This window comes from Limnohabitans sp. Rim8 (assembly GCF_943326455.1).
Classification (GTDB): Bacteria; Pseudomonadota; Gammaproteobacteria; order Burkholderiales; family Burkholderiaceae_C; genus Limnohabitans_A.
In genome coordinates this window covers 38,402-52,753 of record NZ_CALPTI020000005.1, presented here as the reverse complement: position 1 = coordinate 52,753, position 14,352 = coordinate 38,402, and the positions used below count along the sequence as shown (strand labels likewise).

The 14,352-nt window shown below is 52.8% G+C and carries 13 protein-coding genes; 5 read left to right on the top strand and 8 right to left on the bottom strand.

Features of this window, described 5'->3' with window-relative positions; all coding sequences use genetic code 11:
• The 8 genes from Q1M54_RS05000 to pseB all read right to left on the bottom strand — a co-directional run bounded on the left by Q1M54_RS05000 (position 1) and on the right by pseB (position 7,337).
• Complete coding sequence (locus Q1M54_RS05000) at positions 1-1,011, bottom strand: class I SAM-dependent methyltransferase (protein ID WP_300554710.1); 1,011 nt, start codon at positions 1,009-1,011, stop codon at positions 1-3.
• Between the two features lie 173 nt (positions 1,012-1,184).
• Positions 1,185-2,231, bottom strand: a complete 1,047-nt coding sequence (gene pseI / locus Q1M54_RS04995) for a pseudaminic acid synthase (protein WP_300554707.1) — start codon at positions 2,229-2,231, stop codon at positions 1,185-1,187.
• On the bottom strand, positions 2,218-2,757 hold the full coding sequence (gene pseH, locus Q1M54_RS04990) for a UDP-4-amino-4,6-dideoxy-N-acetyl-beta-L-altrosamine N-acetyltransferase (protein WP_300554704.1): 540 nt from the start codon (positions 2,755-2,757) through the stop codon (positions 2,218-2,220). Before pseH ends, pseI begins: the two co-directional genes overlap by 14 nt.
• The gene (gene pseG / locus Q1M54_RS04985) at positions 2,750-3,841 is read right to left on the bottom strand and encodes a UDP-2,4-diacetamido-2,4,6-trideoxy-beta-L-altropyranose hydrolase (RefSeq protein WP_300554701.1); all 1,092 of its coding nucleotides are present in this window, start codon (positions 3,839-3,841) and stop codon (positions 2,750-2,752) included. Before pseG ends, pseH begins: the two co-directional genes overlap by 8 nt.
• Before the next feature lie 14 nt (positions 3,842-3,855).
• Complete coding sequence (locus Q1M54_RS04980; RefSeq protein ID WP_300554698.1) at positions 3,856-4,467, bottom strand: pseudaminic acid biosynthesis-associated methylase; 612 nt, start codon at positions 4,465-4,467, stop codon at positions 3,856-3,858.
• A 24-nt stretch (positions 4,468-4,491) separates the two neighbouring features.
• Positions 4,492-5,178: a pseudaminic acid cytidylyltransferase gene (pseF, locus tag Q1M54_RS04975; RefSeq protein ID WP_300554695.1), complete on the bottom strand. Its 687-nt coding sequence runs from the start codon at positions 5,176-5,178 to the stop codon at positions 4,492-4,494.
• Positions 5,175-6,335 carry a UDP-4-amino-4,6-dideoxy-N-acetyl-beta-L-altrosamine transaminase gene (pseC, locus tag Q1M54_RS04970; protein ID WP_300554692.1) on the bottom strand — a complete coding sequence of 387 codons (1,161 nt, stop codon included), beginning with the start codon at positions 6,333-6,335 and terminating at the stop codon, positions 5,175-5,177. Before pseC ends, pseF begins: the two co-directional genes overlap by 4 nt.
• A 3-nt stretch (positions 6,336-6,338) precedes the next feature.
• Positions 6,339-7,337 (bottom strand): UDP-N-acetylglucosamine 4,6-dehydratase (inverting), encoded by a 999-nt coding sequence (gene pseB, locus Q1M54_RS04965; RefSeq protein WP_300554689.1) that lies wholly within the window; start codon positions 7,335-7,337, stop codon positions 6,339-6,341.
• A gap of 625 nt (positions 7,338-7,962) precedes the next feature.
• Between pseB and Q1M54_RS04960 the strand changes: the two genes are divergently transcribed.
• From Q1M54_RS04960 to fliF, 5 genes are all read left to right on the top strand, one after another.
• Positions 7,963-10,026 carry a flagellin gene (locus tag Q1M54_RS04960; protein ID WP_366146250.1) on the top strand — a complete coding sequence of 688 codons (2,064 nt, stop codon included), beginning with the start codon at positions 7,963-7,965 and terminating at the stop codon, positions 10,024-10,026.
• A 167-nt stretch (positions 10,027-10,193) separates the two neighbouring features.
• The gene (locus tag Q1M54_RS04955) at positions 10,194-10,472 is read left to right on the top strand and encodes a hypothetical protein (protein ID WP_300554684.1); all 279 of its coding nucleotides are present in this window, start codon (positions 10,194-10,196) and stop codon (positions 10,470-10,472) included.
• 172 nt (positions 10,473-10,644) lie between these two features.
• Positions 10,645-12,108: a sigma-54 dependent transcriptional regulator gene (locus tag Q1M54_RS04950; RefSeq protein WP_300554681.1), complete on the top strand. Its 1,464-nt coding sequence runs from the start codon at positions 10,645-10,647 to the stop codon at positions 12,106-12,108.
• A gap of 11 nt (positions 12,109-12,119) precedes the next feature.
• Positions 12,120-12,464 carry a flagellar hook-basal body complex protein FliE gene (gene fliE / locus Q1M54_RS04945; protein WP_019426021.1) on the top strand — a complete coding sequence of 115 codons (345 nt, stop codon included), beginning with the start codon at positions 12,120-12,122 and terminating at the stop codon, positions 12,462-12,464.
• A gap of 21 nt (positions 12,465-12,485) precedes the next feature.
• Complete coding sequence (fliF, locus tag Q1M54_RS04940; RefSeq protein ID WP_300554677.1) at positions 12,486-14,342, top strand: flagellar basal-body MS-ring/collar protein FliF; 1,857 nt, start codon at positions 12,486-12,488, stop codon at positions 14,340-14,342.
• Positions 14,343-14,352 lie beyond the last annotated feature (10 nt).

Genomic DNA, 14,352 nt, shown 5'->3' with positions numbered 1-14,352 from the left:
TCAGTCTTGCGGCTTTCGCGCAACGATCCACATGTTAGACGACAGCCCTTGATGTATCAAGAACTCTTGGAACGCCGCTCCGAGTCGCTCCCAGTCATCCACCAAAACTTTTTTCAAAAAAGGTTGATTCGACACATCGAATTCACCAGAGATAATCTTGTTTCTAACCAAATCGGCATCCAGCTTACCTGGGGTAAAACTTTCAAGTATTTCCAACCCACAACTGGTCAACAACTGAGCCAATGATTTCGGATTGAAATAATTTAAATGTTCATGATCAACGGTATTACTCGTCGTGCCCAAGGTCTCAATATCGAAGCCCTGCCCGTTTGGACAGGTTAACATTATAATTCCTCCCGGCCTCAACAAGCGTGTCATATGCCCAACAAAATCAATCGGTGCAAACAAATGTTCGATTACTTCAAAACTGGCCACTACATCGAATAACTCTGCAGCCTCTAATTGAATCGATTCAACAGGCACTTCTAAAACTTCAAGCCCCTTGTCCCTGCATGTTTTTGCCAGATCTGGTGTTGGCTCCACAGCAACCACGCGGGTGAAGACGTCGCGCTTTTTAACTTCTCCGCAAAACGTCCCAAAACCCGCCCCCACTTCCAGTATTGAGCCCGTATGAATTTCGTACTTACGACAAAGCTCCAACAAGCGATCAACTCTAGGCACAAAAATTCTCTCACGCCTAACAGACTCAGAAGCAGGAAAAATCACCTCATTCCAATAGGCATAATTAGGAGAACCGCGATAAAACCACTCCAGCACATCTAAAGGAGGGCGTGGGTTAACGTAAAAAGTGTTGCACTCTTTACACTCCACGTAATTTATTCCATTTTTTTCGAATTTCGGTGCGTGTGCATTAGCCCCACAAGCGGGGCAGTCCACATGAACAAACTCACCATAACGGGATAGCATTCTGCCGACATCTGTCAATGCTGCAATTCTTTGATTGGCCATCAATTGCACGGGCCGAATTTCCTTTTCCGAAAATGTACTCACCTTAATCTCCATCCATCATTAAATAATATGCAAATTAAATCGCCACAGCATGAAAAACTCCGGCATTTTTGAATGGCGAGGCATCTGCAGGCCTATCGTTATCGAATACACAAGCGATATTTCTGCAGCGGCCGTGCAATGCTTGAAGTTTTGACACGAGGTTCGCTTAGACATCACTTCAAGCAATCCTGCCGCACCGGAGTCCCCCAGGCGACGTCAACTGAGAGTGTCGCCCCGATAATCCGATCAAGATTTTTAGGCGCAAGGCCGAACCCAGGGCGAATGCTCTTCACTTTTTCCGGTGTAATTTTTTCACCCGCCTTTGTGTCCTGCACAAAGTAAAGCGAGCGGCGAAATTTAACGTTGCCTTCTTCGCTTGATTTGCGACCGTAATCCACCCGACCCAACGCTGACCAAGCGGTTTTTGCACCGCGACACAGCGCTTCTAAATCTGCTGGTTCCAAGGAGAAGCTGTCGTCTGGCCCACCACCGCTTCTGTTCAGCGTGAAGTGCTTTTCAATGATGCTGGCACCCATAGCCACGCTGGTAATGGCGGTGGTGTTGTCCAGGGTGTGGTCAGATAAGCCCGTAACCAAGCCAAACCTTTCGATCATGTCGGGAATGGTACGCAAGTTGTAGTCTTGCGCAGGTGCGGGATAACCGCTCACGCAGTGCAAGATGGCCAGATGTTTGCAGCCACCTTCGCGGGCAGCGTCAATGGCTTCCTGAATCTCATCGGCATCGGCCATGCCGGTCGAAATGATCATTGGCTTGCCCGTGCTGGCGGCGTATTTGATCAGCGGCAGGTCCACTGCTTCAAACGATGCAATCTTGTAAGCCGGGGCGTTCAGGTCTTCCAGCAGGTCGATAGCGGTGTTGTCAAAGGGCGAACTGAAGATGGTGATGCCAAATTTGCGCGCGTGTTCAAACAGGAGTTTGTGCCAGTCCCAAGGCATGTGTGCTTCTTCATACAACTCATACAGCGAACGACCGTCCCAAAGTCCGCCGCGAATCTTGAAGTCTTCGCTGTCGCAGTTGAGGGTGATGGTGTCTGGCTTGTAGGTTTGAAGCTTGACAGCGTCTGCGCCGGCCTTTTTGGCTTCTTCAATGATACGTAGCGCGGTTTCGAGTTTGCCGTTGTGGTTGGCCGAGAGTTCAGCAATCACATAAGGGGAATGCTCGGGACCGATGGGCCGGCCTGCGATTTCAATTTGAGGCATTGGGTTGATCCTGTTTTAGTTGGCTTTCTTGCCAGTCTTTGGCCAGCAGACCAAAGCAAATAAGGGTGTAGTACTGATTGGCAATGCATTGTTGTTCTCGCAGGCGGCCTTCTTCTGCAAAGCTCAACTTTCGATGGAACGCGACGGACGCCACATTGGTTTCAATGGCTTGTCCGCACACCTTGTGCAGCCCCAAGGCGTTGAAGGCGTATGCCAAAGCAGCTTGGCCAAGTTTTTTGCCGCTGCCTTTGGGGGCATCTGGCCGTACATAAAACCCCCAGTCGGCAATGCCGCCTTGGCAAACTTGTTTGAATTGAACAAAGCCAAGAGTATGAGCGCCATCCAACACGATCAGCTGTTGCCGGGTCTTGTCTTCCTTCACACGCACAAACCAGTTGCGGTGCTCTTCCAGGCTGATTTCATGCTGCGTCAGCATGCAGCTGCGCACAGCAGGATGGTTGCGCCAATCCAGGACCATGCGCAAGTCGGCATCGGTCAATGCGCGAACGGTGCAAGCGTCAGACATGGGGCTCTAAAAGTAATTCAACCACTTGGGATACGCCGTTACACGCTGCCAGTTTTGCTGAAGCTTGGCTCATTTTTTGGAGCGCTGCTGTTTGCGTGGTTTTGTCAAATAGTGCAGATATTTGGGTCCTGAGTTGCTCCGCATCAGCCGCTACCCAAGCGGCGTCATGCGACTGCAATGCCATCGCACCACTGTGTTGATTTGCGGCCAAGATCAAAACGAATGTGGGCAAGCCCACAACACATCTTTCCCATGCACTGCCACCAGCCGCACCTATGCACAAATCACTTTCAGCCATCAGTTGCGCCATGTTGCTCACACCCACCAGCACTTGTGTTGACCGGGGCATGGCTGCTGCGCGGGCTTGCACTTGGGCCATCCAGGGGGCGTTTGGTCCCATAACCACGGTTATTCGCAGATCGTTGGGCAATTTGGAGCGGGTCAGTGCGTCCAGAACTTGACTCGTGGCGTTTGTCTGGTCAACGCCGCCCATGGTGATGAGCAGGTTTTTCAGCTGCAGGCTTTCGCGACGCTTCAGACTGTGTTCGCGCCATTGCGCAAATTCAGCCCGGAGCAATGCATATGCCGGGCCAATCAGGGTTTGCGTATGACAGCTAATCATTCCAAGGTAGTCTTGGGCTTGGCGACCCAAGTTTTGATCCAGCAGCAGGTCGCAGTCGTGCGGGCGATCGGCCAAGTCGTCAATGACCATGATGCGCCGAGTCTTTGGACGCAGGGCTTGTTCCCAATGGCGGTCGAGCGCGTAATGATCCACCACCAGCCAGTCAACCACTTGATCGTCCAGAGCTTGCTGCGTTTGCAAAGCATCGGTTGCCCAGTCGGTGCCCAGCCATTTGGCGTGTGTTGGGTATGCGGGGGCGGTGAGTAAAACGTCAGCTGGAGGCAGTGCTATGACACTGTGTCCGCGTTGGTGGATAAGATCCAGTAAGTGACCAGCGTGCGAGCGACAAATGAAGGTGCATTGCGCACCGCATTCGCGCAGGGCATCGGCCAGCGTCAGGCAGCGCATGACGTGCCCTGTGCCAATGTCATGCGAAGCATCAGTACGGAAGACTGTTTTCACGGCTCAATTACGGGTTATTTCTTCTTGAAAAGCCACCACGTGACATCATCAAAGCCAGCGTTGTCGTAAAGATGCCCCCATAGAAATCCATGATCCACAAGTTCAACGGGGAAGTTTTCGATGAAAAGCTTGCCGAAGTCCCGCTTAAAAAGTTTATCCTTTTGTCCTTGGTACTCGAGCATGATCGGAGTGCGATTGAAGTACTCGCCCATCAAAATGTACCCGGATGACAGCTTATACATTCTCTCCATATTTTTCAGCAGGTTGTCCGGATGGATATGGATCAATACGCCAATCGTGAATACCAGATCGAAGCTTACTTCTTGGAAATTCGCATCCTCGATTGCGCCATTGAAGGCTTGCGCAAAATCATGCCGGCTAGTGACAAACTCGAATGCAGGCTGACTGATTTCGATGATCGATTTGCTAGCGCTGGGCAGCAACGCATTTAGAAAATCGATATTTCTGCCGATGTTGCAACCGCACTCCAGTATGGAGTTAATAGGCGCCACCTTCTCCAGCATCAGTTTCCAAGCAGCGACTCCCTTTTCCCGGTCGAATTGGCTGTTCTTTTTAATGTATTCATCGGCATAGGTATTGGCCCAGAATTTTTGCTGCTCGTTCATATCTACTCCAAGGAATATTTAAAATTAATTGGAAGATGCCAGGTGGATGCGCTCAGCACGCTTCCAGTCATCCTCTGTGTCGATATCCACCACGCGCCAGCCCGGAATCTGGTAACCAATGGCGCTGCTGTGAACACGTGGATTGGTCAGCCATGCCCGTTTAGAGCCCCAATAAAACTGACCTGCATCGTGATATGCCTTCTCGAGATCTTGAGTTCGGACAACTTCATATTCGGGATAAAAAGGCAAGGTTCGGCCATGTTCATCCCGCTTCATAGCCCTCTGTATGGCAGAAGGGAATTCGGCGACTGGGAAGCAATAATCGGCATCCGAGCGATTCAAGAAAGCCCATGATTCCTTGAGATCAACAATCTCTAAAAATGGCACACAGGCATAGATGCAACACACATGATCAATTTGAGAGCCTAGTATTTCTTCGCAAGCCTGGATGGCGTGGGCGACGACTGGCACAGTCGGGGTGTGATCATCTGCCAGTTCAACAGGCCTGACAAACGGGGTCTTAGCTCCCCACTCGCGGGCAATCTGAGCTATTTCCTCATCGTCCGTCGAAACGATGACGTGATCGAACAAGTCCGAACCGCGTGCCGCCGCGATGGCATGAGCGATCATGGGTTTGCCAGCAAAGAGCCTGATGTTCTTGCGGGGTATGCGTTTACTGCCTCCACGCGCAGGAATGATTGCCAGTTTCATACGCCCATAGCCTCTCGGAGGCTGTTGACGATAAATTGCTGCTCAGCATCGCTTAAGTTGACGTGCATAGGGATACTGATAGCTTCACAGTAATACTGCTCAGCCTCCGGATAGTCGCCGAGCTTGAAGCCCATGTTTTGGTAGTACGGCTGGGTATGCACTGGGATGTAGTGCAAGTTGACCATGATGTCTTTGGTGCGCAGAGCTTCAAAAACTTGGCGATGGCTGAGCGCAATGCGGTCGAGTTGCAGGCGAATCACATACAAGTGATAGGCGCTATAACTGTCTGGTTGTTGCCAAGGCAGGGTGAGTGGCAGATCTGACAAGAGTTCGTTGTAACGCTGGGACATCTGGTGGCGGCGCTGAACGTAGCCGGCCAGCCGTGTCATTTGGCTGGCACCTAATGCGGCTTGCATGTCGGTCATGCGGTAGTTGAAGCCCAGCGCCACTTGCTGGTAGTACCAGGGTCCTTCCATCGGCTGGGTCATCAGGGCTGGGTCGCGGGTGATGCCGTGGCTGCGCAACAGGCTTAGCTTAGTAGCCAGTTCGTCGCTGTTGGTCAGGGCCATACCGCCCTCACCCGTGGTGATGATCTTGACGGGATGGAAGCTGAAGACGGTGATGTCGCTATAGCGGCCGTTACCAATGGGCTCACCTTTGTATTGGCCGCCAATGGCGTGTGATGCGTCTTCGATGATCTTGAAGCCAAACTTTTGGCCCAAGGCATGGATGGCGGCCATGTCGCAGGGCTGTCCAGCAAAATGAACGGGCACGACCACCTTGGGCAGCTTGCTGGCTTTTTGAGCCGCAATGAGCTTGGCTTCCAACTTTTGGGGACACAGGTTGTAGGTGCGCGGGTCAATGTCGACAAAGTCAACTTGAGCGCCGCAATACAAAGCGCAGTTGGCAGATGCAACAAATGTATTGGGCGTGGTCCAGAGCCAATCACCGGGGCCAAGGTCGAGGGCCAGGCAAGCGATGTGCAAAGCGGCCGTGGCGTTGCTGACAGCGATAGCGTGTTTGGCACCGGTGTGACCGGAAACGCGTTCTTCAAACTGCGTGATGGCCGGACCTTGCGTCAGGTTCACGGATTTCAGGACGGCGACGACGGCGTCAATGTCCTCTTGCGTAATATCCTGCTGGCCATACCGGATCATGGCTCAGATACTCCCAATCTTGTCTTTGTTCATACGGATCCAGTCCTGCAACTGCATGTCGGTAAGCCATTCTGCATTGTTGTCACTGGCATACACAAAACCCTCAGGCACTTTGACCCCGGTTTTGATGCGCTTAGGGCAATTGGCCCATCCGTTGATGGTGGGCAAAATTTTGAAGTGCTCGGGGTATTCGTAGGTGTAATGCGCGTCTTCTGAGCTGATCATTTGCTCATGGAGTTTTTCGCCTGGGCGAATGCCGACCACCTCCTGGCGAGCCTCTGGTGCCAGCACGCGCGCCAGATCGGTCACTTTCATGGAGGGAATTTTTTTGACATAGATTTCACCACCCACCATGTCTTCAAAAGCATGCCAGACCAATTCCACGCCCTCCTCCAGCGAAATCATGAAACGCGTCATTCTCTCGTCGGTGATGGGCAGGACCCCCTTGTCCTTGACAGACATAAAAAATGGGATCACCGAGCCTCTAGAGCCCATGACATTGCCGTATCGGACGACTGAGAAGCGCGTACTCTTATCACCAGAATAGGCGTTACTCGCCACAAACAACTTATCAGAAGCCAATTTGGTGGCACCGTACAAGTTGATCGGGCTGCTGGCTTTGTCGGTGGACAGTGCAACTACCCTCTTGACGCCTTTATCAATGCAAGCGTCAATCAAATTCATGGCTCCCATCACATTGGTTTTGACACACTCGAATGGGTTGTACTCCGCAGTGGGCACAATTTTGGTTGCCGCAGCATGAACCACAAAATCAACGCCATCCAAGGCGCGGTGGAGTCGATCTTTGTCGCGGACATCGCCAATGAAGAAGCGAACCCGCGAGTCACCCTCAAACTTCTTAGCCATATCCCATTGCTTCATCTCATCTCTGGAAAAAACAATGATTTTTTTGGGGTTGTACTTTTCAAGGGTCATGGGCACGAACGTGTTGCCAAATGAGCCTGTACCCCCAGTCACCAAAACAGTTTGATTTGTAAACATAGTCAACTCCAGTTTGACCAATCAAGCAAAATCTGAGCCAACTTAAAAGTCAAGCTGTCGAATAATCGACGCCAAATTGCACGCACCACTTTGAATTGGCGGACTTTGCAGCTGAGTAGCCGGTAAAAAAACAAGAAGCGGTCATTTTTGGCCGCATGTGGCAAAAAATTGCAATGCCATTCCCTGTCCAGTCGCCGCTTAGACGCAGCAACAAGGCCAAACACCGACGATGTATTGGCAAACAACTTGCTTTATCACCACAACTCAAGCTGTCCAAGACAGACTTTTTAGGCTTTTGCAGGGTCCAGGTGGGCCAATCTGCAAAGAAAACAAATTCAGGCACAACTATTGCTTGAGACCAAACTAGGAAATTCCAGCAAAAAATTTTGCCGGTTTATTGACCAATCACCGAGGACATGTTCATGAGGTTTTCATCAAAACGCAGCTGTATGAGTGCCACTTCAGGGTTATCCACTCGGTCTGAAGGTGTGGTTTTTTCAGGGGAACTCAACTCTGTTCCCTTTCAAAACTGTGCCGAAAACCCAAGAAGCCGACATAAAACTCGGCCTGAATCACCAGCGAATTGAATTCTGAACCTCTTCTACAAACGAATATTTAAGGAAAAATGATCATGAGCGTTATCAACACCAACATCAAGTCTTTGGTCTCTCAAAATGCGATGGCCAAAAATAGCCGCGATCTTTCGGTTGCCATGCAGCAGTTGTCCACTGGCAAGCGCATCAACAGCGCCAAAGACGACGCTGCTGGCTTGGCCATCTCGACCCGTATGGAAGCTCAGACACGTGGCCTGAACATGGCCATACGCAACGCCAACGACGGCATCTCCCTGATGCAAACAGGTGAAGGCGCCATGAACGAAGTCACCGACATCTTGCAGCGCATGCGCGAATTGGCCATTCAATCGGTCAACGGCACCAACAATGCTTCAGACCGCGCCGCACTGAACGACGAAGTTCAACAACTGAAGGCCGAAATCGAGCGCATCGCCACCACCACCGAGTTCAACAACCAAAAACTTTTGGACGGGTCTTTCAAGAACAAGACCCTGCAAATCGGTGACAAAGCCAACCAAAGCTTGAGTCTGGGGATCGATTCGATCCGCATCAAAGATCTGGGCATGGGGGGCACTGCTGGCCCAGCCAACACCATGGTGGGTGCACGCACAAACTTGGCTGCAGTCGATGCCGGCGACATCATGATCAATGACCAAGCCCTTGGCGCCATTACTCCTGGGGGTACTACGCTCGACGATTTGGAAGACGTGATCAACAACATCAACAACAGCGTAGACAACGTGACGGCCAGCGGCTTCAACGTGGTGGTGGCCAAGCAGACTGGCACCGGTGCCACCACGGATGGTCAGCTCCAACTGTCTGTGCGGGCGTTGGGTGCGAGTGCGACCACAACATACAGCATTTCCGCGTCAGCCAACATGAGCGAGTTAGTGTCCAACATCAACAAAGAAGCTGGCGCTACGGTTGAAGCCAGCATCAACACTGAAGGCAAGCTGGTTTTGAGCAACAACACCGGTGCAACCATTACCGTGGTGGATACGTCAGGGACTGGATTTGAGGGTGGTTCAGGTTTTTCATCCACTTCAACTGACTTCAAAGGCTTCTTGAAACTGGAGTCTGATGATGGCAATCCTGTTCGCATCGACAAAGGCCCCCTGGGTACACTGGCCGACCTGGCTAGTTTGGGGTTTCGCCCAACGACTTCTGAGGTGGGTAAGGCATCTGACGCTTATACGGTCACAGGTTCTGGACTCGATGCCGCTGGTGTTGCCGCCCCATGGGGTGCTACCGATATCAAAATCAACGGAATTGCCATTCATGATGCCGATATCGTGACCAATACATTCCAAAGAAAATTGGACGCAATCAATAATTTCTCCAATGAAACGGGTGTTATTGCTTCTGCATACATTGATCAAAGTCTCACCCTGACAGACACCCAAGTTGCATCGGCTGCAACTGGTGCAACTCTATCCTTCAACGGAACAACTGTCTTTACAAAAGGGGCCACTGGATCAGTCGCCGATGTCATCACAGCAATTAATGCTCAAACAACCAATACCGGCATCACAGCAGAAAGAACCACAAGCGGCGTGCGTTTGACAGGTTCAAACGTTCAAACCCTGACAATTGGAGGCACCGCAACTGGAGTAATGACTAGCTTTGTAGCAGGCACTTCTTTTGCTTCGATTCGTTTGGACTCCGTATCGAATAGCCCGATTAGCATTGAATTGGGTGACGCCGCAACAGCAATTGGTGCGCATGGTTTCTTGGAATCCAATGTGGGCGCCGCCGACTTCATGGTCAACGCAGCTAGCCTCGGGGTTGCCTCTGGCAGCAGTTTATCGGGCATGAATGTCAGCACCGATAAAGCTGCAACTGCTGCATTGACGACCATTGACAATGCCATTCAAACCGTGAGCGAGATTCGCAGCAAATTAGGTGCCATACAAAACCGTTTGAACAGCACGATGGACAACCTGGCCAACGTGGTGACCAACACGGAGGCGTCACGCAGCCGTATCCAAGATACCGACTACGCCAAGGCCAGCAGCGAATTGGCACGGACTCAAATCATTCAGCAAGCGGCTACAGCCATGCTGGCACAGGCCAATCAAGACCCGCAAACTGTGATGCAACTCTTACAGAACTGATGCAGCAGACATGATGTTTTGAGCCTCGTTCTTTGCTGTGCTGGAGGGATTTTTCAGCGAATGGTTTTAAAACCAAGTGCCAGAAAGATAAGCCCCATATTTTTTGATCACAGAGGCATTGGCATCATGGCCCCCAAGTGCGCTGTTAAAGCACTCAAGGCCAAGCCATGGAGGGCATTCTTGACACGCCACGCTTGTTCCAAGCGCCAGGTCGCTTGTGGCACTTTGGCGCCCTTGCTTTTCTCATGACCACTTTGACAGAACCCACCAAAGGCCCCAACTGCTGGCAATGTCAGCACTTTGCGGTCAGCCATGTGCCGTCCACGCCCTACGCTTGCCGGGCCATGGGTTTTCAGTCGCGGGTGCTGCCCGCACTGGAGGTGCTGCGAGCGGATGGTCAGTTTTGCAAACTTTTTTTGGCCAAAGCCACAACGATTTCGCGCTGATCGATCTTCCCCAAACTTTGGGGCTGTCAAAGTTCTGACAGAGTTAATAGTTGAGATGAATTTAATATAAATACTAAGTAAACTTTTATTTTTAAATAAGTTATTTAGATATTCAATAAAAACTGGCACGAGGGTTGCTTAACAGTTTGTAACTGTACAAGAGGTCACCGCCGTGAAGTCACACCCTGTTTCCACCCCACTTGCTCTTTGGTTAGACCCAGAATCCAGCTTGAGTGCCGAGCACAGCCAAGCACTGCACGCCGCAGGCTGGGCAACTGCAGCAATTCACACCTTGGATGAATTGTTGGCCCACGCCGCCGATGCGGCCTTGGTGGTCTTGCACTTGACATCCGATGTCACACGACTGAAGGCCGTTCAGCAACTGCTGCAAGATGCTGGGCTCAACACACCTTTGGTTTGCCGAGTCGACCGCCACGAGCTGGACTTGGCCGTTGAGGCATCGCAATCTGGCGCTCTGACCGTACTGGCTGCCGACGATGTGCGCACAACTTCTTGGCTTCGGGTGCACACCCTGTTCAAACCCGCAGTCAGTCGCATCGCACCAACGCCAGTGCGTCAAGTGGTGTTTGTTGACCCATCAAGTCAGCACCTGTTGGCCTTGGCACGCAAAGTGGCTCAAGCCGATGTGACGGCTTTGCTGGTGGGGCCTACTGGCTCGGGCAAAGAAGTCTTGGCGCGGGTTTTACACGAGGCCTCCAACCGCGCCCTGGGGCCATTTGTCGCGCTCAACTGCGCGGCTATGCCCGAAAATTTGATTGAAGACATGTTGTTTGGCCACGAAAAAGGCGCCTTCACAGGAGCGCACCGTGAGCAAAAGGGATTGTTTGAACAAGCCCAAGGCGGAACTTTGTTCTTGGATGAAATCGGCGAAATGCCGATGCACCTGCAAAGCAAATTGTTGCGCGTGTTGCAAGAACGCCAATTGACGCGTCTGGGTGGCCAAAGCGTGATCCAGTTGAATGTGCGCATCGTGGCCGCCACCAACAAAGATTTGAAGCAGGCCATCACAGAGCGCGAGTTTCGCGAAGATTTGTATTACCGCATTGCCACCTTCCGCATGCGCTTGTTACCTCTTCGTGAGCGTCCAGGCGACATCATTCCGCTGGCCATGCAAATCTTGCTGCAACAAGCTGTCCAGCCTTGGCACATGCACCCCCAAGCCCAGCAAATGCTGCTGCAATACCCTTGGCCAGGCAATGTGCGTGAGCTCGAAAACGTGATACGCCGTGCGGTCGTCTTGTGCACAGACAACCACATCACACCCGCTCATTTGATGTTTGACGATTGGTTGACACACAGCCATCCGTCGCTGAAAGAACATGCGCCATCAGAACCCTTGGGCCTCGAAGTAAGTGCAGCTTCATTGGCGAAGACGGAAGAAACAAGCCACGCAAGTGCTGTTTCTGAGGTCGTCTATTCGGCAGTGACGCCGGAGCAGCCTACCGATTTGCAAAGTGCGGTACGCCTGAATGAACACCAAGTGATCATGGCCACGCTGGCCAGCACGCCCAGCAAAACAGAGGCTGCCAAGCGCTTGGGCATCAGCCCCCGCACCCTGCGCTACAAGATGGCGCAACTGCGTGAACACGGCATGAACATGGCCGCAGCCTGCTGAAGGAACAACCGATGATTGAAAAAGCCATCTCCCCCGCCAGCATCCAGTCGATGTTGCAAACCCTGCGCACCCACCAGGCGCAGGCCTCGTCGTTGCAGGGCGCTGAAGCCAAAAATCCGTCGAATGAGGTCGGCAAACCCGGTTTTGGGAGCTTCGTTTCGGGGGCGCTCAGCCAGGTCAACGAGGTGCAGGTGCAGTCGTCCAACATGCGGGCGGCCTACGACCGGGGCGAAGACATTGCCCTGACCGATGTGGTGCTGGGCATGCAAAAGTCGTCTTTGGCTTTTGAAGCCACTTTGCAGGTGCGCAACAAAGTGTTGAAAGCCTACGAAGACATTTTGAACATGCCGGTCTGACAGAAGTAAAGAGAACACACCATGGCTACAGCGACCGCATCGATGAACACCGGCATGATGACCATGCCCACCGGGTCTGAAATCGCCCCGGCCACGGCCAACAATGCTGGCAACAACGCCAGCGGCAGCATGGCCTTGACCACAGCGCCGGGCGCAGACACCACCGCCAGTGCAAACACTGGCCTGAATGTTTGGCAGAACATTGGACTGTCAGACACCTTCAGCAAAGTGATGAACCAACCCTCAGTGCGCAAAGTGTTGCCACTGATTTTGATGTTGGCCGTGTTGGTGGTGTTTTTGTTGGCTTATGCATGGATGCAATCCACGCCCTACCGCCCTGTGATGCCCGGTTTGCAAGAAGCTGACCAACAAGCCGCCTTTGAATCGCTCAAAACGGCCGACTTCAAACCCAAAATTGACCCTGCCACTGGCCAGCTGACGGTACCTAGCAACCGCTTTCACGAGGCGCGCATTTTGTTGGCCTCGCAGGGCTTGCCCAAAGCCGGCACCACGGGCATGGAGGGTTTGAAAGACCAGTCGTCCATGACGACGAGTCAGTTGATGGAGCAAGTCAAGATCAACACCGCTTTGGAGCAAGAGCTGGCCCGCAGCATCATGCAAATTGGCACGGTACAAAGCGCACGCGTACACCTGGCCACGCCCAAGCAAAGCGTTTTTGTCCGCGACCGCACGCCGCCCAAAGCTTCGGTGGTGCTGGCGCCCTACCCGGGCCGAGCGGTGTCGGCCTCACAAGTTCAGGCGATTGTTCATTTGGTGTCGTCCAGCGTGCCTTACTTGGCACCTGACCATGTGACCGTGGTGGACACGGTGGGCAAACTGATGACCGAGTCGGCCACCGAGCAAAAGCTGGGTTTGACTTCGGCGCAGGAGCAGCACAAACAGCACCTGGAAGAGGTTTACCGCAACCGGATCATGCAAATCCTGTCGCCCATGCTGGGTGAAGGCAATGTGCGCTCGCAAGTGAACCTGACACTGGATTTCACCCAAACCGAGAGCACCACCGAAGACTTTGACAACCGCGAAAAAGGGCCTCGCACCCGCTCTGAGGTATTGGCCGAAGACCGCTCGGCCAGCAAGTCGGCCGAGGGTATTCCTGGCGCTTTGTCCAATACACCGCCGCCCGACCCCACCACCACCAACAACACCCAAGCCGATGCGGCCAAAGGGCAAGCCGACTCAACGGGCAAGCTCAGCAGCCGCTCGACCCGAAATTTTGAAATCGACCGCACGGTGCGCCATGTGCGCAGTGCCAGCGGTGGGGTCATGAAGGTGAGCGTAGCGGTGCTGGTGAACGAGCGCCCCGTGGCCGAAAAATCGACCGACCCCAAGGCCCCCAAAAGCGTGCCGTTCACACCACAAGAGCTGGATCAAATGCAGCAAGTGGTGCGCGGCGTGGTGGGATTTGACCCAACGCGAGGCGACATCGTGAGCGTGGTGCCCGCCAAGTTTGAGGCCCCTGCCCCGCTGGAAACGATTCCTTGGTACCTGGAGGACATGGTCCAGTCCGGTATCACCAGTGCCTTGATCGCCATCAGTTTCATCGCGTTCATGATGATCGTGGTGCGCCCAGTCATGCGCAACCTCTACGACACGAAAGCTGAAGCTGAAGCCAGCGCAATAGCCGCCCTGGCAGATGGCGAATTGAGCGCGGACGACATGCGAATGATCCAGATCGGTGAAGGCGAAAGCCTGGAAGAAATCAAGGCCAAGCTGAAACCGAAGAAATCGAGCATCTCCATGGACATGCTGGACACCGCCAACACCTATGATGACAAAGTTGCCCTCATTCGCATGTTGGTGGCCGAGGATTCGGGCCGCGTGGCCAATGTGCTCAAGAGCATGGTCAAAGTCAATTGAACAAGTCGAG

Excerpts from the sequence above, each read along its gene's own strand:
- pseF (WP_300554695.1), bottom strand. The coding sequence starts at position 5,178 with ATGAAACTGGCAATCATTCCTGCGCGTGGAGGCAGTAAACGCATACCC.
- pseH (WP_300554704.1), bottom strand. The coding sequence starts at position 2,757 with ATGTCTGACGCTTGCACCGTTCGCGCATTGACCGATGCCGACTTGCGC.
- fliE (WP_019426021.1), top strand. The coding sequence starts at position 12,120 with ATGATTGAAAAAGCCATCTCCCCCGCCAGCATCCAGTCGATGTTGCAA.
- Q1M54_RS04980 (WP_300554698.1), bottom strand. The coding sequence starts at position 4,467 with ATGAACGAGCAGCAAAAATTCTGGGCCAATACCTATGCCGATGAATAC.
- Q1M54_RS04960 (WP_366146250.1), top strand. The coding sequence starts at position 7,963 with ATGATCATGAGCGTTATCAACACCAACATCAAGTCTTTGGTCTCTCAA.
- pseI (WP_300554707.1), bottom strand. The coding sequence starts at position 2,231 with ATGCCTCAAATTGAAATCGCAGGCCGGCCCATCGGTCCCGAGCATTCC.
- Q1M54_RS04955 (WP_300554684.1), top strand. The coding sequence starts at position 10,194 with ATGGAGGGCATTCTTGACACGCCACGCTTGTTCCAAGCGCCAGGTCGC.
- fliF (WP_300554677.1), top strand. The coding sequence starts at position 12,486 with ATGGCTACAGCGACCGCATCGATGAACACCGGCATGATGACCATGCCC.
- pseB (WP_300554689.1), bottom strand. The coding sequence starts at position 7,337 with ATGTTTACAAATCAAACTGTTTTGGTGACTGGGGGTACAGGCTCATTT.
- pseC (WP_300554692.1), bottom strand. The coding sequence starts at position 6,335 with ATGATCCGGTATGGCCAGCAGGATATTACGCAAGAGGACATTGACGCC.